Below are 17644 nucleotides of genomic sequence, written 5' to 3' on the forward strand. Positions count from 1 at the left end.
CGGTGGCGGGGTGCAGCGCCAGGACCAGGGTGACCACGGCCAGGATCGCCATCAGCGGGCCCAGGCTGAAGACCAGGAGCGAGCCCGGCTCGTCCATGTCCACGTCGCCGCCCGTGGCCGTGAACTGGGCGCTGACGCTCACCCAGTGCAGGGCGGCGGCGCCGGCGGAGACCGCGACCAGCCGGCGCCCGGACTCCAGGCCCTGGCGCAACCGCCGGGCGCCGACGCCGAGTCCGGCCATCTCAGCGGCGCCCACCAGCAGGTTCACCACGATCAGATAGTGCGGCGCGTTCTGCATGCTCAGCGAGAAGGCACCGAAACCGAACATGGCCAGCAGCCCCGGCAGGCACAGCAGAGCAGCCTGGGCCGCCGCCCGCGCGGTGCGTCCCGCGGCCTCGGGCGGCGGCCCCCAGCCCGCCGTGGCGCTGGCGCCGACGGCGGGCGGCCGGGGCCGCGGCACCGTGCGCGGCCGGGTCGGGGACCGCGCCGGCCGGCCGAGCGCCGCGGGGACGGTGGGCGCCTGCGGCGTCGGGGGCGTGCCCGAGGCGGCGAGGCCACGCAGCGCGGTGCCCAGCGTGGCGGCGTCCTGGTACCGCTCCTCCGGGTTCTTGCGCAGCAGGGTCAGCACCAGGTCGTCCCAGGCCGGCGGCACGCCGCGGGCCACCGAGCCGGGCGCCGGCGGCGTCTCGGTGAGGTGTGCCGAGAGGTAGCCCACGGGGTCGGGGGAGTGGAACGGCAGCCGGCCGGTGAGCAGTTCGAAGAGCAGGCAGCCGAGCGCGTACAGGTCGCTGCGCGGCTCGGGGAGCCCCCGGGCCTGTTCGGGGGCCATGTACGCGGGGGTGCCCACGATGAAACCGGTCCGGGTGAGCCGGCCCCCGGTCGCCGCCGGGTCGGCGGCCCTGGCGACGCCGAAGTCCAGCACCTTGATGCCGCCGTTCGGCGTGGTCAGGACGTTGGACGGCTTGATGTCCCGGTGGGTGATCCCGGCCCGGTGCGCCTCGTCGAGCGCGTCACAGATCCGCGCGCCCCACCGGGCGACGACCGCCGGCGCGACGGGGCCGTCGCGCAGCACCGTGTCCAGGCCGTCCCCCCGGACCAGCTCCATGACCAGGAACGGGACCCGGTCCGCGCCGCTGCCCGTCTCGCCCAGGTCGTGGATGGTGACGATGTCGGGGTGCTGGAGCCGGGCGGTGAGCCGCGCCTCGCGCAGGAACCTGGCGCGGGCCTCGTCGCCGCGGCTGCCGCCGCCGGCGAGCAGGGAGACCACCTTGACCGCCACCGGCCGGCGCAGCTTCTCGTCCCGCGCCTCCCACACCTGGCCCATGCCGCCCTCGCCGAGCAGTCGCACCAACCGGTAGCGGTCGCCGAGGAGTTGGTCGCGCACCGCCCCACCTCCCCCGTCGTCGCCGTTCCGTCGCCGTGCCGGCGATCCGGTGTCAGGGGCATCATGCCGTGGCCGGGGGCGTCGGGCGAGACGAACGGGTGTCGCCGGCTTGATCGTTCGTGATCCCGGACAAGCGTTTTCCAAACGTTTCCGTGCCCTTTGTCACACTTGATTCGCCGGTCTCGTCACCCGTGGGGCGACGGTGAAGGATGGCCGGGTTGCCCCGTCGGCTGCTCGCGGGCGGGCGGACGCCGCACGTCACACCGTGCGCGGGCGCGGCGGGGCAACCCGGCCCCGACCGTCCCCGGCGGCACCCGCGCCGCCCGGGCCCGCCCCGTTCTCCCGTCACCCCCGGGCGCGGCGCGCGCCGCACGCGCGCGCCCCGTGACGCGCCCCCGCCCGACCGCACCGAACCCCGACTCTTTCGCCGAAACGGAGTTCCGATGACCACCACCGAGGCCCCTCGACGGGCACTGGTGACCCGTGGTGGCTGGGATGGCCACGCCCCCGTCGAGACCACCGATCTCTTCATACCGTTCCTGCGCGAACAGGGATTTGAGGTGACCGTCTCCGACAGTCTGGATGCCTATCTGGACGCGGAGGCGCTCGCCGGGACCGATCTGGTCGTCCAGTGCTGGACCATGGGCGAGATCACCGACGCGCAGGCCGCCGGGCTGGCCGACGCCGTGCGGGCCGGCACCGGTCTTGCCGGTTGGCACGGCGGGATCTGTGACGCCTTCCGCGGCAACACCGGCTACCAGTGGCTGACCGGCGGCCAGTTCGTGATGCACCCGGCCGAGTGGCTGGACCACACCGTGGACCTCAGCCCAGCGCACGCCGACCATCCCGTGCTGCGCGGCCTGCCCGCCCGGATCCCGCTGCACACCGAGCAGTACCTGGTGCACACCGCGCCCGACGTCGAGGTGCTGGCCACCACCACCTTCGACCCCGCCGACCCCGCGGTCCCGACGGAGGCCGCCGGGGTCAGCTGCCCCGCGGTCTGGACCCGCGGCTGGGGCGCCGGCCGCGTCTTCGTCAGCACCATCGGGCACAAGCTGGACGACCTGGAGGACCCCACCGTGCGAACGCTGACCGAGAGGGGCCTGCTGTGGGCGGCGCGTTGAGCGAGAACGGCCAGGTGGACGGGGCCGGCGTGGGGCACGAGGGCGGTTCGACCCGGCCCACCCGGGTCGGCATCGTCGGGGCCGGCGCCATCAGCGGCCAGTACCTGGACTACTTCGCCGAACACGGCCCGGCGGCCGGCGTCCTGGTCACCGCGATCGCCGACCTCGACCCGGCGCGCGCCGCCCGGGCCGTCGATGGCCGGCCGGGCGTCCGGGCCGCGACGCCCGACGAGGTCTACGCGGCCGACGACGTGGACATCGTGCTCAACCTGACCATCCCCGCCGCGCACGCCCCGGTGGCGCTGGCCGCCATCGCCGGCGGCAAGCACGTCTACGGCGAGAAGCCGATCGCCGCCACCAGCGCGGAGGCGCGGCAGGTGCTGGCCGCCGCCGCGGCGGCCGGGGTGCGGGTCGGAGCCGCGCCGGACACCGTGCTGGGACGCGGCACCCAGACCGCGCGGGCGCTGATCGACGCCGGCCGGATCGGCCAACCGCTCGCCGCCACGGCCTTCTTCGCCTGCGCCGGGCACGAACGCTGGCACCCGGACCCGGACTTCTACTACCAGCCGGGCGGCGGGCCGCTCTTCGACATGGGCCCCTACTACCTGACCGCGCTGGTCCACCTGTTGGGGCCGGTGGAGTCGGTGGTCGGCGCGGCCAGCCGGAGCGGCGCCGAACGGGTCGTCGGCTCCGGCCCCCGGGCCGGGGAACGCTTCCCGGTCGAGGTGGCCACCCATGTCACCGGGGTGCTGCGGCACCGGGGCGGCGCGCTGAGCACGGTGCTCATGAGCTTCGACGTGATCGGCAACGAGCTGCCCAGGATCGAGGTGCACGGCACCGCCGGCAGCGTCTCGGTGCCCGACCCCAACTACTTCGAGGGGCCGGTGCGGTTGGCCACCCACGACTCGGACGGCTGGCGGGAGGTCCCGCTCAGCCACGGCTACGCGGCGGCCGGCCGCGGCCTCGGACTGGCCGACCTGGCACGGGCGTTGCGCACCGACTGCCAGGCGCGCGCGGACGGCGCGGTCGCGCTCCACGTGCTGGAGGTGATGGAGGCGCTACTCGGCGCCGCCGAGGACGACCGGGCCCGCCCGGTGGCCAGCGACTGCGCCCGCCCGCCGCTGGTGCCGGAGTCGGCGCGGGTCGCCGTCGACTGACCGGCTCCCCCGGCCGGGCCCTTCCCCGCGGGGAACGGGCCCGGCCGGCGTGGTTGGCCGGGCGCCGCGCTGGTCCGCGGCGGCTTGGGCTGGTGGGTTCTGTCCGGGTGTCTGGACAGGTGCGCGCGCCTGTGTTGTTCTGTGCTGAACGCTGTTCTACATCGTTGGAAACCCTGGGTGTCGCCGGCGCGGCCGGCCCCGTCGGGCCGCTGTCCCGCCCCGACGCCGAGGAGATCGAGCCAGAAGCCGAGACAGTTCCCCTCCGTTCCCCCAGGAGCCGCACCGTGTCCCGGATATCCCCCATCGCTCGCCGCTCGCTCGCCGCCGCCGGGGTGCTCGCCCTGGCCTCGCTGCTGCCCACCGTGCCCGCCGCGCAGGCCCACTCCGCCCCCCGCCTGGTCATCGACGGCAACTTCCCCGACCCCGAAGTGGTCGCCACCGACGGCGCGTTGTGGGCCTACGCGACCAACGCCGAACCCACCGGCGACCCCGCCAACCCCGCCCACAACGTGCAGACCGCCACCGCGCCCGGACCCGAGGGGCCCTGGACCCGGCAGGCGGACGCGCTGCCCGTGCTCGGCGACTGGGCGCGCCCCGGGCTGACCTGGGCGCCCGAGGTCGCCCCGCGGCCGGACGGCGGCTTCGTCATGTACTACACCGCGCGGGACGTCGCCACCGAGCGGCAGTGCGTCGGCACCGCCGTCTCCGACACCCCGGCCGGGCCGTTCACCCCGGTCGGCGACGGCCCGCTGGTCTGCCCGGCCGACGAGGGCGGCGCCATCGACGCCGGCAGCTTCACCGACGAGGACGGCACCCCGTACCTGCTCTACAAGAACGACGGCAACGCGGTCGGCGTGGACACCTGGATCCACCTCCAGGAACTCACCCCCGACGGGCTGGGCTTCGCCGGGGAGCGGGTGCCGCTGCTGCGGCAGGACCGGCCGGCCGAGGGCGGCCTGATCGAGGCGCCCACGCTGGTCCAACGCGCGGGCGCCTACGTGCTGTTCTACTCGGCCGGCTACTACGGCGACGGCACCTACCACACCGGCTACGCCACCGCGCCCGCGTTGACCGGGCCCTACACCAAGTCCGACGAGCCGCTGATGACCTCGGAGAACACCGGGATCACCGGGCCCGGTGGGCAGGACGTCATCCCGGGGGCGGACGGCGACTGGCTGGCCTTCCACGGGGTGCTCTCCGAGGAGCCGCTGGTCCGCGGCATGTTCGTGACACCGCTGCGCTGGGACGGCGCCACCCCGTCCATCGACTGACGGCCGGCCCGCCGGCGGCCCACGTACCGCGCCCGGGGGCCGCCGGCGGGGGTGGGGCTCAGAGGCCGAGCCGTTCCAGCTGGGCGTGGTAGTCGTCGGTGATCTCCTCGATGTCCCGGGACTCGTCGTCCCACATCGCGTAGAGCCGGGTGCGCGTGGTGTCGTCCAGCGCCTCCCAGCGCTGGCGCAGCTCCTCGGCCCGGTGGGTCCAGTAACCGACCGTGGTGTAGCTGCCGTTGGGCAGCTTCCGCTGGTGCCTGAGGTTCTTCCGGATGGACCGCATCACGCCGGTCTCGCCGGCGAACCACAGGTAGCCGGGCTCCTCGGGCAGCTCCAGTCCCGCCACCAGCCGGTCCAGCCGGGACGGGGCGTGGCCGTTGCCGGCGTAGACCCACTCGACGGTCAGCTCGGCGGCGTCCCGCTCCGGGTCGCCCAGGGTGATCGGCTGCCGGTGGCGCGGGTCGATGACCTCCAGGATCACCCGGGTGCGCACCCCGGGCCTGGTCTGCTCGACCAGCCGGGCGACGGCCGGCAGCCCGGCCGCGTCGGCGATCAGGATCTGCCAACGCGCCTGCTCCGGCAGCACGTAGACGCCGGTCGGCGAGGTCAGGCCGACGGCGTCGCCCGGCTGGGCGGCCAGCGCCCAGGCCGCGGCGACCCCGCCGTCGTGCACCACGAAGTCGATGTCCACGGTGCCGGCCGTGGCGTCCACCCCGCGGATGGTGTACGTCCGCATCGGCGCCGGCCGCTGCTCGTCGGCCCAGCTCCAGCCGCCCCGCTCGGTCGGCGTCGGCAGCTCCGGCTCCCGGGCGCCCTCGGCCGGGAAGAAGACCCGGACGTACTCGTCGCCCACGCCCGTGGTCGGGTAGTCGGCCAGATCAGGACCGCCCAGCGTGACCCGGGTCATCCCCGGGGTAAGCCGGCGGGTGGCGACGACCTGCGCGCGGTGGATGGTGAGTGACATCAGCCCAACAGCTCCTTCTCGGACATCGAGGTACGCCAGCCGGATGCGACCTGGCGCTCCGAAGGGCAACTCCGTTGAGCCTACGGTAAGGTAAGCCTTTCCTTAGCTCAATGTCCGAGGGGTGGTCGGCGGTTCCCGGCCGACGCCTCCGGCGCTTTCCGCACTCCCCGTGTTCAGCCGTGCGCGCCGGCGCGCACGGCCGGGACAGGGCCGGGCCCGGGCCGGGGTCAGGGCTTGTGGCCGACGGCGGCCCACATGGAGACCAGCGGGGCCAGGTCGCCGTCCGCCGCGCCCCGCGTCGTGTCCGCGTCGGGACGCCACCGGTGCGGCGGGACGACGCCCGGCTCGGCCAGCTCCAGACCGTCGAAGAAGGCCAGCACCTCCGCCCGGCTCCGGGACTGCGCCGCCATCCCGCCCTGCCGGTAGATCGCCTCGACCCGCAGCATCACCTCGGCGTCGAAGTCGTGGGTGCCGTGCGAGAGGACCAGCGCCGACCCGGCCGGGAGCGCGTCCAGCAGCGCCCGCACCACCTCGCGCGCCCCCTGCTCGTCCGGCACGAAGTGCAGCAGCGCCACCAGCGAGAGCGCCACCGGCTCGGCCGGGTCCAACACCTCGAACGCCTCGCGGATGATGCGCTCGTGGTCGCGTGCGACATCCGCCTCCACATAGCGGGTGCGGCCCTCGGGAGCACTCCTTATCAGCGCGTCGGAGTAGGTGAGGACCAGCCGGTCCTTGTCCACGTACACCACCCGGGAGTCCGGGGCCACCGACTGGGCGACCTGGTGCAGGTTCGGCTCGGTCGGGATGCCCGTGCCGATGTCCAGGAACTGCCGGATGCCGCGCTCGCCGAGGTACCGCACCGCCCGGTGCATGAACTGGCGGTTGACCCGTGCCGCCGCCCGCGCGCCCGGCCACACCCGCAGCACCGCGTCGCCGGCCGCGCGGTCCGACGCGTAGTGGCTCTTGCCGCCCAGGTAGTAGTCGTAGACCCGCGCCGTGTGCGGCACGTCGTACTGCGGTAGCTCCACGATCTCCCCAATCCGTCCCCGTCGATGCCGGCCGTGCGCCCACAGGTACCCAGGCGGGCCGGGTTCAGTCGCCAGCCGGGGCGCCCCGTGTGCCCCAACCCGCCGGCGGCGCGGCCCACTTCGCGGACCCGCCGGCCGTCTCAGCCGGGCAGCCCCACCGGCGCGACCCGGTAGCCGTGCTCGGCCGGCCCGCCCGGTCCGTCCAGGCCCCGAACCCGGCTCGGCGGCCAACCCCAGACCAGCTCGCCCGCCGGGCCGACGAACGGGTCGTCCCAGTGCCGCGCGCCCGCCACCGGGGGCCGGTCCACCAGCCACGCGGCGAGGTCCGCGAGACAGTGCGCCAGGGACGGCCAGGACGTCCGGTCGTCGAAGGTGGCCGGCGCGTCGTGGTAGACCGGCCCGAACCGGCCCTGCCGCGGCCCCGGCCGGGCGTCGATCGCCCGCACGTCGCCCTGGAACTCGGCGACCGGCACCCACCGCTCGTGCCAGTAGGGGCCGCCGCCCGGCAGCGGCGGCAGGTCGTCCTCGTCCTCGGCCCGCAGCTCGCGCTCCGCCTCGACCCGCAGCTCCCACTCCTCGACGACCCGGGCCGCCGACAGCAGCCGGAGGTCCGGCAGCACGTCCACCGTCGCGCTGGCCCCGTCGTGGCGGCGCAGCGAGGCGGCCAGGTCGGCGGGGAGCGGGGCGCCGAGCGCCGCCTCGGCGGCGGCCAGCGCGGCCGGTTCGGCGGGCGGGGCCAACAGGGCGGCGCTGGCCGGCGCGTGCGCCGCCAACCAGGCGTCGATCCGCCGCCACGAGGCGGCGACCGGGGGTATGGCGGAGTCGGTCACCCGCCCATTGTCCCCACCCGGCACGGCCGAGCGGGACCCGTCAACACCCCTGCCCAGCAGGGTGGGTGACGGCGGGCCGCGGATCAGCGGCCCGGCCGGGGTAGCGTGCCGCCATGGTCAACACCCCGGGGCGGCGGCTCGGCGCCCAGGCCGCCCGCCGCCTGGCCGCGCTCGGCCGGGCCGAACGCGGCCCCGGCCTGACCGAGCCCGAACTCGACGTGTTGCAGGAGCGGTTCGGGATCGTGTTCGCCGCCGACCACCGGGCGTTCCTCGCCGCCGGCCTGCCCACCGGGCCGCGCTGGCCGGACTGGCGGAACGGCGAGCTCGGCGCGCTCCGCGCCTGGTTGGCGCGGCCGGTCGAGGACGTGCTCTTCGCCGTCGCGGAGGCCGGGTACTGGCACCCCGGTTGGCGCCGGCGCCCGCCGGCCCGGGACGCGGCCCTGGCCGAGGCGCGGGCCCGGCTGGCCACCGTGCCGCGGCTGATCCCGGTCCGCGGCCACCGCTACCTGCCGGACGGCCGGGCCGCGGCCGCCGGCCACCCGGTGCTCTCCGTGCACGGCGCGGACGTCGTCCCCTACGGCGACGACCTACTCGACTACGTGGAGCGCGAGTTCGGCGCTCCGACCCGGCCGCCGGCCGGCGCGCCGGCCACGGCCGCGTTCTGGTCCGACTACCTGGCCTGGTCCAACCGGCCCGGCGGCTGAGCCCGTCACAGCGCCGCCAGCTGACCGCCGTCCACCGGCACCGAGGTGCCGGTCTGGAAGGAGAAGGCGTCGGAGGCCAGGGCGAGCGCCGCGGCGGCGATCTCCTCGGGCTCGGCCATCCGCTTCAGCCCGGCCACGCCCTGCTCGGCGAACGCGGCCTTGGTGCGCGCCCACTCCTCGTCCGAGAGGCCGGCGGGGCGGTGCGCGTCCAGCATCTCGGTGTCGGTCATACCGGGCGCGATGGCCACCACCCGGATGCCGTGCGCGGCGTTCTCCAGGGCGGCGGCCTGCACCAGGCCGGTCACCCCGTTCTTGGCCGCGGTGTAGGAGCCGAGCCCGTTCCTGGTGGCGAACTGGTTGCTGGAGCCGGTGACCAGGATGACGCCGCCGCCCGCCGCGCGCATGGGCGGGATCTGGTACTTCATGGCGAGGAAGACCCCCCGGACGTTGGTGCCGGCCACGTCGTCCCACTCCTCGACCGTCACCTCGTGCAGGTCGGTGAACGGCCGCTGCACGCCCGCGTTGTTGAGGGCGATGTCCGGGCCGCCGTACCGGCTGACCGCCCGGTCGACGAAGGACCGCACCTGCTCGGCGTCCCGCACGTCGGCCCTGAGGTAACTGGCCTCGCCGCCGTTCTCCCGGATGGTCCGTTCCACGGCCCGTCCGAGCCGTTCCCGGCGCCCGCAGAAGGCGACCCTGGCCCCCTCCCGGGCGAACGCCTCGGCGGCGGCCCGGCCGATGCCGGAGGTGCCGCCGGTGATCAGCACCGACCGGCCCTCGAACCGGCGTGCGCCGCCCCGCCGTTCGGCGGCCCGGGCGGTGCCGCCCGTCGCGGCGGCGGCCGCGCCGGCGAAGGCGAGTCCGGCCGCGGCGCCCACCGCTCCGCGTCGGCTCAGTCGGGGCTCTGGCGTCGGCTTGCGTCCCATCCGGGGGTCCTCTCCTCGTGGTTGACTCGGGCCGCCCCAGGCTGCGTGTCGCCGCTGACCGGCCACTGGAACGACCGCTGGAACGCCCGCGCGCACGCCGCCCGTCGCACGGGCCGGACACGGGCCGGGCGCGCCGGCGGAGACGCCGAAAACGGCGCGCCGGCGCACACCCGGAGGAAGACCTCCGGCTGTGCGCCGGCGCACGCCAAGCGGGAACGCTGCCCGAGGCCGCGGCAGATGATCGAAGGGGAACGCCGAAACGCACCACCGGCGAACGCTGCGGTGGAGCGCCGGCGAACACTGTCGGGGCGCGCGTCGGCGGCGGCCGGCGGAGACGCCGGAGGGCGAGACGAAGGGAGGCCGAAGCGCGACGCCGGTGAACGCCGCGGCAGATGATCGAAGGAGCACGCCGAAACGCACCACCGGTGAACGCCGCCGAAGATGTTCGAAGGGGAACGCCGCTGGTCCGGCCCGCCCGGTGGCTGTGAGCCGGCACAGCCGGGCGGTGCGAGCGAGCACCCGGGCCGGCGAGGGGGCATCGCCACCTCTCGCCACTCTCAACGTATAGCGCACCGGGGGGCTTGTGGCAAGACCCCCCTGTTGTCGCAGAATCGCCCTCTCAACCGGAAGCTGGGGGAATCGGAGATTCACCACGTGTATACGCCTTTGTCGGGCCAGGGAAACGCCACCACCAGCGCGTTCGATCTGCCCGACCGCCTCGCCGCCAAGGCCGACCCGGCGCTGGTCGCCGACGACGAGCGGCACTTCGCGGCCGTCGCCGCGTGCCTGGAGGAGTCGGTCGCCGAACTGTCCGAGCGGCTTGACGCGCTGCGCAGGGCGCCGGGCGGTCTCGGCCGGGACGCCATGGACCGGGACCTGGAGATCCACCGGCTGACCGCCAGGCTGCGCACCCTGCGCCGTTTCGGCCTGGACCTGTGCCTGGGGCGGATGGTCAGCGCGGACGAGCCCGAGCCGGTCTACCTCGGGCGGCTGGGCCTGACCGACCGCACCGGGCGCCGGCTGCTGCGCGACTGGCGGGCGCCGGCCGCCGAGCCGTTCTTCGCCGCCACCCACGCCCGGCCGATGGGCCTGCTCAGCCGCCGCAGGTACCGCTGGAGCGGGGGGCAGGTCAGCGACTACTGGGACGAGGTGTTCGACGACGACGCGTTGGCCGGGCACGCCGCGCTCGACGACCAGTCCGCGTTCGTCGCCAGCCTCGGCGGCAGCCGGTCGAGCCGGATGCGGGACGTGCTCGCCACCATCCAGGCCGACCAGGACGCCGTCATCCGGGCCGGGTCGCGGGGGGCGCTGGTGGTCGACGGCGGCCCGGGCACCGGCAAGACCGTGGTGGCGCTGCACCGCGCCGCCTACCTGCTGCACGCCGACCCGCGGCTGCGGCAGCGCGGCCGCGGCGTGCTGTTCGTCGGCCCGCACCAGCCGTATCTGGCGTATGTCGCCGACGTGTTGCCCAGCCTCGGCGAGGACGGGGTGCGGGTCTGCACGCTGCGGGACCTGGTCGCCGAGGGCGCCGAAGCGGTGCCGGAGGCGGACCCGGCGGTGGCCCGCCTGAAGGCGTCGGCGGAGCTGCTCCGGGCCGTCGAGCCGGCCGTCCGGCTCTACGAGGAGCCGCCGGCCGAGGGCATGACGCTCGGCACCGAGTGGGCCGAGGTGCGGGTGGAGCCCGAGGACTGGGCGGCGGCGTTCGAGGCGGTGGAGCCGGGCACCCCGCACAACGACGCGCGGGCACCGATCCTGGCGGAGCTGGTCGACCTGCTGGTGGCGAAGCTGGCCGGCGTCGCGCCGGCCGAGCGGCTGCGGGCCGCGCTGACGCGGGACGTGGAGCTGCGCCGGGCGCTGTACCGGGCCTGGCCGCTGCTGGAGGCGGCCGACCTGGTGGGGGACCTGTGGGCGGTGCCGGCCTACCTGCGGAGGTGCGCGCCCTGGCTGGACGCCGAGGACGCCCGGCGGCTGCGCCGGCCGGACCCGCAGCGGTGGACCGTCGCCGACCTGCCGCTGCTGGACGCGGCCCGGCGGCGGCTCGGCGACCCGGAGGCGGCCCGGCGGCGTCGCCGGCAGGCGGCCTCGGCCGAGGCGGAGCGCCGCCGGATGGCCGACGTGATCGACAACCTGCTGGCGGCCGACCCGGACGGGGAGGGCGCGGTGACCATGCTGCACGGCGCCGACCTGCGGGAGAGCCTGGTCGACGAGGCCGCGCTGCCTCGGGACGCCCGCGATCCGCTGGCCGGCCCGTTCGCGCACGTGGTGGTGGACGAGGCGCAGGAGTTGACCGACGCGGAGTGGCGGCTGCTGCTGTCCCGCTGCCCGTCCAGGAGCTTCACCATCGTGGGGGACCGCGCGCAGGCCAGGCACGGGTTCACCGAGACCTGGCCGGAACGGCTGGACAGGGTCGGGCTCGGCCGGGCCAGGGTGGCGTCGCTGACCGTCAACTACCGGACGCCGCGGGAGGTGATGGCCGAGGCCGAGCCGGTGATCCGGGCGGTGCTGCCAGACGCCAACGTGCCGACCTCGATCCGGGCCGGCGGCGTCCCCGTCGCGCACGGGTCGGTGGCGGAGCGGGACGCGGTCCTGGACGGCTGGCTCGCCGAGCACGCCGAGGGCGTCGCCTGCGTGATCGGCGACCCGGGCTTCCGGGAGCGGCCCCGGGTCCGGTCGCTGACCCCGGAGTTGGCGAAGGGGCTGGAGTTCGACCTGGTGGTGCTGGTCGAGCCGGACAGGCTCGGCGACGGGATCGAGGGCGCGGTGGACCGCTATGTGGCGATGACCCGGGCCACCCAGCGGCTGGTGGTGTTGCGCGACGCCTGACCCGCCGGCGGTCCCGGGGCCCGGGACCGCCGGCCGGGGGCGCTATCCGGCGTCGGGTTGACGGCGCGGGTCCAGGGCCCCCGAGGTGGCGAGGATGGCCAGGCCGGCCAGCGGCACCAGCACCAGGCCGAGCCGGATCGACTCGGCGTCGGCGATCAGCCCGATCAGCGGCGGCGAGGCCAGGAAGCCGACCCGCAGCAGGAACGCGGCGACGGTGATCCCGGTGCCGGCGGCCAGCCCAGGGATCTCGTCGGCCGCGTGGAAGGCGGCCGGGATCAGCGTCGCGATGCCGATCCCGCACAGCCCGAAGCCGATCACCGTGCTGGGCACGGACGGCCAGAGCAGGGCCAGGCCCATGCCGAGGACCACCAGCACCCCGCCGATCCGGGCGGTGGTCCGGTCGCCGAGCCAGCGCACCACGTGGTCCCCGGCCAGCCGGGCGACGGTCTGGGTGCCCTGGAGCGCCATGAAGGCGAGGCCGCCCACGAACGGGCTCGAACCCAGCTCGTTCTGGAGGTAGTTGGAGCCCCAGGAGGCCGGCGCGTCCTCCACCACGGCGGTGGCCGCCGTCATCAGGCCCAGCACGGCGAAGGCGAGCAGCACCGGCCGGCGCAGCCAGGCCCGGCCCGCGGGGGACGCGGCCGGCCCGTCGGCCTCCGACGCGGCCTCGGCGGCCGGGCGCTCCGCGTTCTCGGGGCCGGGCAGCAGGAACCGCAGGGCGGTCAGCGCCGCGGCCACGGTGAGCAGCCCGACCACGGTCAGGTGGAGCGGCAGCGGCACCGCGAGCTGGGCCGCGACGGCGCCCGTTATCCCGCCGAGCACCGCGCCTACGCTCCACAGGCCGTGGAAGGCGTTGAGGATGGACCGCCCGTACCGGCGCTGGACGCGCAGGCCGTGGGCGTTCATCGCGACGTCGGTGACCGCGTCCAGGCTGCCGGCCAGGAACATGCCGACGCAGAGCACCGCGAGGTTGGGGGCGGTGCCGACCAGCAGGATGTTGACGCCGGCCAGCAGTTGGGAGGCCACCGCGGTGCGGGCCGAGCCGAACCGCTGGATCAGCGGGCCGGCGGCCAGCCCCAACACCAGGGCACCCAGCGGCATCGCGGCGATGGCGGTGCCCAACGCGGCGTTGGACAGGGCGAGGTCGGACTTGATCTCCGGGTAGCGGGGGACCACGTTGGCGAACAGGAAGCCGTTGACGAGGAACAGGACGGCGACCGCGACGCGCGCCCTGACGGGACGGTCGGCGGCGGTGGGGGACATGGGGTCTGCCTCCGGGCGTGCGGGAAGTGCTGGGCGTGCTGGGGCGCTGGGGGTGCGCTGGGGGGTGTGCCGGGTGTCAGGGGCGTGGGACGGGCGCGGGCGGCCCGGGCGGTTCAGTCGGCGGTCGGGGTGGTGAGTCGGGTGATGGCCTCGACGGTGAGGGCCCGCTCGTGCGGCTCGGTGTCCAACGCGCGGTGGATCGCCAGCCCTTCGATCAGGGCGTCCAACTGCCGTGCGGTGACCGGGTCGAAGTGCCACTCCAACGCGCGTCGGCTGCGCCGCATCCACTCCCGGGTCAGCTCCCGGAACGCCGGCTTCCGCGCCGCCAGCGTGTACAGCTCGTGCGAGAGGACCAGGGTGCGCTGGTGCTCGGGGGCGTTCTCGTCGGAGAGGTGGTGCACGAGGTCGGCGACCGCCGTCCTGGCCTCGGCGATGTCCCGGGCGGCGCCGAGCCGCTCCTCGAAGAGCGCCACCGCCGACTCGGTGAAGCTGCCGAACGCCTCGCGCAGTAGGTCGTCCATGCCGTCGAAGTGGTAGGTCATCGAGCCGAGCGGCACCCCGGCGTGCGCCGCGACCCTGCGGTGCGAGGTGCCGGCGACCCCGACCTCGGCGATCACGTCGAGGGTGGCGCGGATGATGCGGGCCCGGCGGTCCGGATCGTGCCGTCCGAAGGTCATCACGCCACCGCGCGCGGCCGCGCGGGATCGGGGGAGCGCACTACAGGGACCTGATCACCTGGGCGGGGCTGCCCAGGGCCAGGACGTTGGCCGGGATGTCCCGGGTCACCACGGCGCCGGCGCCGATCACCGCGTTGTCCCCGATGGTCACCCCGGGGCAGACGATCACCCCGCCGCCCAGCCAGACGTTGTCGCCGATGGTGATCGGCTTCGCGGCCTCCAACTTGTCGCGGCGCGGCTGCGGCTCCAACGGGTGTGTCGGGGTGAGGAGCTGGACGTTGGGGCCGATCTGGCAGTCCGCCCCGATGGTGATCGGCGCCACGTCCAGGGCGGTGAAATTGAAGTTGACGAAGGTCCGGTCGCCGATGCTGAGGTAGGTGCCGTAGTCGACGAAGACCGGCGGCCGCACATGGGCGTCGACGCCGAGGGAGCCGATCAGCTCCCGGGCGATCCGCTGGGCGCCGACCACGTCGGTGGCGTACGCGGCCTGGTACTCGGCGGCCAGCCGGACCGCGCGTTGCTGGGCGGTCAGGATCTCCGGGTCGTCGGCGATGTAGAGGTCTCCGGCGAGCATCCGCTCGTGGTTGCTGCGGGGGTCCCCAGCGAAGTAGTCCGTCACCCGACCGAGACTACCCCCTCGGTGTACGTTCGTACACCCGCTCTGACCTGGGCTTTTATCCTCCCTCGGCGAGGGTTGGGCCGGGGCGGCGCGGAGCGGGACGAGGGCCGGCCGAGCGGCCAACCACGGGTGGTGAGCGGCGAGTTGACCCCCGGGCCCGGGTCGGGTGGCGGGCCGGGCGGGGAGCAGAATGGGCGCGGCGGGGCGCGGCCCGCGTCCCGGCACCCGGACCACGGAGGACGAACATGCGCGTCGTGGACGCCTATCTGGACGCCGCAGGGGAGGCGGTGACCCTGCTGGGCAGCCCGGAGGTCGCCGCGGCCTGGCCGCGGCCCAGCGCCCTGACCGGGCTGACCGTCGGCGGGCTGGCCGGCCACCTCGCCCACCAGCTCTTCAGCACCAGCGACGCGCTGGCGCCGACGGAGGCCCCGACCGAGCCGCCCATCCCGCTGCTGACCCACTACGCGCGGGCCACCTGGATCGACGCCCCGCTGGACGGGGAGGCCAACGTGGGCATCCGGGAGCGGAGCGAGGGCATCGGGGCCGAGGGGCCGGCGTTCCTGGCCGGGACGGCCGGCACCGTGCTCAGCCAGCAGCGCGCCCAACTGCCCGAACTGCCGCCCGACCGGCCGGTGTTGCTGCCGGCCAACGGCTGGGCGCTGCGGCTGGAGGACTTCCTGGTCACCCGGCTGCTGGAGCTGGCCGTGCACCTGGACGACCTGGCGGTGAGCGTGGGACACGAGGAGCACCGGCTCTCCGACGCCGCCCTCGACCCGGTGCTGGCGCTGCTGGCCCGGCTGGCCGCCCGCCGGCACGGCGGCACGGCCCTGCTGCGCGCGCTGACCCGGGTGGAACGGGCCCCCTCGGCGATCAACGCCATCTGACCACCGGCTGACCACCGGCCGTTTCCCCGCCCGGCGAACCGCCCGGCCCGGGGCCGAAATCGGCTGGGCGCTGGCCGCTCCACGTGCTACCCGTGGACCCATGGAGCGAACAACACCGCGAGTGGCCCTGGTGACCGGCGCGAACCAGGGCATCGGGGCGGCCACCGCCGAGACCCTGGGGCGGCGCGGCATCGCCGTGCTCTGCGCCTGGCTGGGCGCGCCGCCCCCCGACCCCGCGCCGGACGGCCCGGCCGGCACCGGCACCTACCACGCCGACCGGGCCCGCTCGGGCGACGAGGTGGCGGACCGGATCCGCCGGGCCGGCGGCCGGGCCGCCGCCGTGGCGGCCGACCTCGCCGACCCGGACACGCCGGCCCGACTGCTGGACGCCGCCGAGGAGTTGCTCGGTCCGGTCGACATCCTGGTCAACAACGCCTCCGGCTGGGTCCAGGACTCGTTCACCGCCGACCGCCCCGACCAGGTGGGCCGCACCGCCCGGCCGGTCACCCCGGAGACGGTGGCCCGGCAGTTCGCGGTGGACGCGCAGGCGCCGGCGCTGCTGATCGCCGAGTTCGCCAGGCGGCACCGGGCGCGCGGCGCCGACTGGGGCCGGATCGTCGGCCTCACCTCGGGCGGCGGCGAACTCGGCTTCCCCGGCGAGGTCTCCTACGGCGCGGCCAAGGCCGCCCAGACCCACTACACGCTGTCCGCCGCCGCCGAGCTGGCCGCCTACGGCATCACCGCCAACGTGGTGCACCCACCGGTCACCGACACCGGCTGGATCACCGACGAGGTGCGGGCCTTCGTGGCCGGCAGCGGCACCCACTTCCACATCGCCGACCCGGCCGAGGTCGCCGAGACCATCGCCTGGCTGGTCTCCCCGGCGGCCGCGCTGGTCACCGGCAACGTGATCACCCTCAGGTAGGGCCGGGGCCGCCGTGCCGGGCCCGGGTCAGCCGTGCCGGGCGTGGTCGGCCAGCACCTCGGCGATCACCAGCCGGGAGTTGGCCGCCAGCACCGGGTTGGTGTGCCGGTAGTAGGGCAGTTGGATCAGCGCGACGGACAGCGCCCAGGCCCGGCCGCGCCGCCAGCCCGCGTCGTCCACGCCCAGCGCGTCGCGGAACGCGCCGCGCGCCTCGGCCGGCAGCAGGTTCCAGGCGACCTGCTGCTCCACGGTCGGGTCGCCGACGCCGAGGCCGCCGAAGTCGATCACCGCGCTCAACTGGCCGTCGTCGGTCACCAGGACGTTCCCCGGCGCGAGGTCACCGTGCAGCCAGCGGTCCTCGCCCGCGGCCGCGGGCAGCGCCAGCGCCGCTTCCCACACCTCGGTCAGCGCCGGCACGTCCACCGGCTCGGCCGCCGGTCCCAGCCGGGCCAGTTGGGCCAGCGCCTCGCGGGTCGGCGCGTCCCGGGCGGCCAGCGGCACGCCCCGGCCGGCCCGCGGCGCCCCCGCGGCCGGCGGCACCGCCCGCAGCGCGTTGACGAACCCCGCCAACTCCCTTGCCAGCCTCACCGGTTCGACCAGCCGGCCGGGCACCGGGTTGCGGCCGGGCAGCCAGCGGTGCACCGACCAGGGCCAGGGATAGCCGGCGGCCGGCTCGCCCACCTCCAGCGGCACCGGCACCGTCACCGGCAGGTGCGGCGCCAGCACCGCCGGCCAGTGCGCCTCCACGGCGATGTCCGCCGCCGCCCCCGGCCGCCTCGGCAGCCGCACGGCCAGCGCCTCACCCAGCCGGTACATCGCGTTGTCCGTGCCGGACGAGGGGACCGGGCGGACCGGCAGCCCCGCCCAGCGCGGGAACTGGGCCGCGACCAGCCGCGCCACCAGGTCCTCGTCGTGGTCCGGCTCGTCCTCGTGCATCTTCGTCGGTCGCGCCACAGCCGCAGTCCGCCTCCTCGACGGGACGCCCGGCCGGTCCCTCCGGCCCGGGGCGGACCCATCCGAACGCCCGCCGGGCCGGAAGTCCACCGCTTTTCCCGGTGCCGGCCC

General features: G+C 75.9%; 16 protein-coding genes and 1 pseudogene. 8 read left to right on the plus strand and 9 right to left on the minus strand.

The window, feature by feature from the left end:
- The first annotated feature begins 326 nt into the window (after positions 1-326).
- Positions 327-710: a hypothetical protein gene (locus RM844_RS00385; RefSeq protein ID WP_311663316.1), complete on the plus strand. Its 384-nt coding sequence runs from the start codon at positions 327-329 to the stop codon at positions 708-710.
- Here RM844_RS00385 and RM844_RS33455 read toward each other — a convergent pair.
- Positions 647-1324 (minus strand): annotated as a pseudogene (locus tag RM844_RS33455) (serine/threonine-protein kinase); the annotation flags it as partial. The gene RM844_RS00385 and the pseudogene RM844_RS33455 sit on opposite strands and share 64 nt — an antisense overlap.
- Before the next feature lie 503 nt (positions 1325-1827).
- On the opposite strand from RM844_RS33455, the gene RM844_RS00395 reads away from it, so the two are divergent.
- The 3 genes from RM844_RS00395 to RM844_RS00405 all read left to right on the plus strand — a co-directional run bounded on the left by RM844_RS00395 (position 1828) and on the right by RM844_RS00405 (position 4936).
- The gene (locus RM844_RS00395) at positions 1828-2508 is read left to right on the plus strand and encodes a ThuA domain-containing protein (protein ID WP_311663324.1); all 681 of its coding nucleotides are present in this window, start codon (positions 1828-1830) and stop codon (positions 2506-2508) included.
- A gap of 29 nt (positions 2509-2537) precedes the next feature.
- Positions 2538-3665: a Gfo/Idh/MocA family protein gene (locus tag RM844_RS00400; protein ID WP_311664285.1), complete on the plus strand. Its 1128-nt coding sequence runs from the start codon at positions 2538-2540 to the stop codon at positions 3663-3665.
- Positions 3666-3949: 284 nt separating this feature from the next.
- On the plus strand, positions 3950-4936 hold the full coding sequence (locus RM844_RS00405; protein WP_311663326.1) for a glycoside hydrolase family 43 protein: 987 nt from the start codon (positions 3950-3952) through the stop codon (positions 4934-4936).
- 58 nt (positions 4937-4994) lie between these two features.
- Here the strand turns inward: RM844_RS00405 and RM844_RS00410 are convergent, their stop codons facing one another.
- The 3 genes from RM844_RS00410 to RM844_RS00420 all read right to left on the minus strand — a co-directional run bounded on the left by RM844_RS00410 (position 4995) and on the right by RM844_RS00420 (position 7758).
- On the minus strand, positions 4995-5900 hold the full coding sequence (locus tag RM844_RS00410) for a siderophore-interacting protein (protein WP_311663328.1): 906 nt from the start codon (positions 5898-5900) through the stop codon (positions 4995-4997).
- A gap of 227 nt (positions 5901-6127) precedes the next feature.
- On the minus strand, positions 6128-6928 hold the full coding sequence (locus RM844_RS00415; RefSeq protein ID WP_311663333.1) for an SAM-dependent methyltransferase: 801 nt from the start codon (positions 6926-6928) through the stop codon (positions 6128-6130).
- A 140-nt stretch (positions 6929-7068) separates the two neighbouring features.
- Positions 7069-7758, minus strand: a complete 690-nt coding sequence (locus RM844_RS00420) for an SMI1/KNR4 family protein (RefSeq protein ID WP_311663335.1) — start codon at positions 7756-7758, stop codon at positions 7069-7071.
- 113 nt (positions 7759-7871) lie between these two features.
- Between RM844_RS00420 and RM844_RS00425 the strand changes: the two genes are divergently transcribed.
- Entirely contained in the window at positions 7872-8462 is a 591-nt protein-coding gene (locus tag RM844_RS00425) for a hypothetical protein (protein ID WP_311663337.1), read from the plus strand.
- A 5-nt stretch (positions 8463-8467) separates the two neighbouring features.
- On the opposite strand, the gene RM844_RS00430 is transcribed toward RM844_RS00425, so the two are convergent.
- The gene (locus tag RM844_RS00430) at positions 8468-9388 is read right to left on the minus strand and encodes an SDR family NAD(P)-dependent oxidoreductase (protein WP_311663339.1); all 921 of its coding nucleotides are present in this window, start codon (positions 9386-9388) and stop codon (positions 8468-8470) included.
- A 654-nt stretch (positions 9389-10042) separates the two neighbouring features.
- On the opposite strand from RM844_RS00430, the gene helR reads away from it, so the two are divergent.
- Positions 10043-12211, plus strand: coding sequence for an RNA polymerase recycling motor ATPase HelR (helR, locus tag RM844_RS00435; protein ID WP_311663340.1), 2169 nt, complete (start codon positions 10043-10045; stop codon positions 12209-12211).
- A gap of 42 nt (positions 12212-12253) precedes the next feature.
- On the opposite strand, the gene RM844_RS00440 is transcribed toward helR, so the two are convergent.
- The 3 genes from RM844_RS00440 to RM844_RS00450 all read right to left on the minus strand — a co-directional run bounded on the left by RM844_RS00440 (position 12254) and on the right by RM844_RS00450 (position 14770).
- The gene (locus RM844_RS00440) at positions 12254-13474 is read right to left on the minus strand and encodes an MFS transporter (protein WP_311663342.1); all 1221 of its coding nucleotides are present in this window, start codon (positions 13472-13474) and stop codon (positions 12254-12256) included.
- Between the two features lie 113 nt (positions 13475-13587).
- A complete protein-coding gene (locus RM844_RS00445) occupies positions 13588-14151 on the minus strand; it encodes a TetR/AcrR family transcriptional regulator (protein WP_311663344.1) in 564 nt (187 codons plus the stop codon).
- A gap of 40 nt (positions 14152-14191) precedes the next feature.
- Positions 14192-14770, minus strand: coding sequence for a sugar O-acetyltransferase (locus RM844_RS00450; RefSeq protein ID WP_311663346.1), 579 nt, complete (start codon positions 14768-14770; stop codon positions 14192-14194).
- Between the two features lie 245 nt (positions 14771-15015).
- On the opposite strand from RM844_RS00450, the gene RM844_RS00455 reads away from it, so the two are divergent.
- Both RM844_RS00455 and RM844_RS00460 read left to right on the plus strand, forming a co-directional pair.
- Positions 15016-15654, plus strand: a complete 639-nt coding sequence (locus tag RM844_RS00455; protein ID WP_311663348.1) for a maleylpyruvate isomerase N-terminal domain-containing protein — start codon at positions 15016-15018, stop codon at positions 15652-15654.
- 100 nt (positions 15655-15754) lie between these two features.
- On the plus strand, positions 15755-16579 hold the full coding sequence (locus RM844_RS00460; RefSeq protein ID WP_311663350.1) for an SDR family NAD(P)-dependent oxidoreductase: 825 nt from the start codon (positions 15755-15757) through the stop codon (positions 16577-16579).
- A 27-nt stretch (positions 16580-16606) separates the two neighbouring features.
- On the opposite strand, the gene RM844_RS00465 is transcribed toward RM844_RS00460, so the two are convergent.
- Positions 16607-17515, minus strand: coding sequence for an aminoglycoside phosphotransferase family protein (locus RM844_RS00465; RefSeq protein WP_311664287.1), 909 nt, complete (start codon positions 17513-17515; stop codon positions 16607-16609).
- Positions 17516-17644: the final 129 nt, after the last annotated feature.

This window comes from Streptomyces chisholmiae (assembly GCF_031845445.1).
GTDB lineage: Bacteria > Actinomycetota > Actinomycetes > Streptomycetales > Streptomycetaceae > Streptomyces > Streptomyces chisholmiae.

Excerpts from the sequence above, each read along its gene's own strand:
- RM844_RS00430 (WP_311663339.1), bottom strand. The coding sequence starts at position 9,388 with ATGGGACGCAAGCCGACGCCAGAGCCCCGACTGAGCCGACGCGGAGCG.
- RM844_RS00410 (WP_311663328.1), bottom strand. The coding sequence starts at position 5,900 with ATGTCACTCACCATCCACCGCGCGCAGGTCGTCGCCACCCGCCGGCTT.
- RM844_RS00460 (WP_311663350.1), top strand. The coding sequence starts at position 15,755 with ATGGAGCGAACAACACCGCGAGTGGCCCTGGTGACCGGCGCGAACCAG.
- RM844_RS00455 (WP_311663348.1), top strand. The coding sequence starts at position 15,016 with ATGCGCGTCGTGGACGCCTATCTGGACGCCGCAGGGGAGGCGGTGACC.
- RM844_RS00385 (WP_311663316.1), top strand. The coding sequence starts at position 327 with ATGGCCAGCAGCCCCGGCAGGCACAGCAGAGCAGCCTGGGCCGCCGCC.
- RM844_RS00440 (WP_311663342.1), bottom strand. The coding sequence starts at position 13,474 with ATGTCCCCCACCGCCGCCGACCGTCCCGTCAGGGCGCGCGTCGCGGTC.
- RM844_RS00465 (WP_311664287.1), bottom strand. The coding sequence starts at position 17,515 with ATGCACGAGGACGAGCCGGACCACGACGAGGACCTGGTGGCGCGGCTG.
- RM844_RS00395 (WP_311663324.1), top strand. The coding sequence starts at position 1,828 with ATGACCACCACCGAGGCCCCTCGACGGGCACTGGTGACCCGTGGTGGC.
- RM844_RS00445 (WP_311663344.1), bottom strand. The coding sequence starts at position 14,151 with ATGACCTTCGGACGGCACGATCCGGACCGCCGGGCCCGCATCATCCGC.
- RM844_RS00425 (WP_311663337.1), top strand. The coding sequence starts at position 7,872 with ATGGTCAACACCCCGGGGCGGCGGCTCGGCGCCCAGGCCGCCCGCCGC.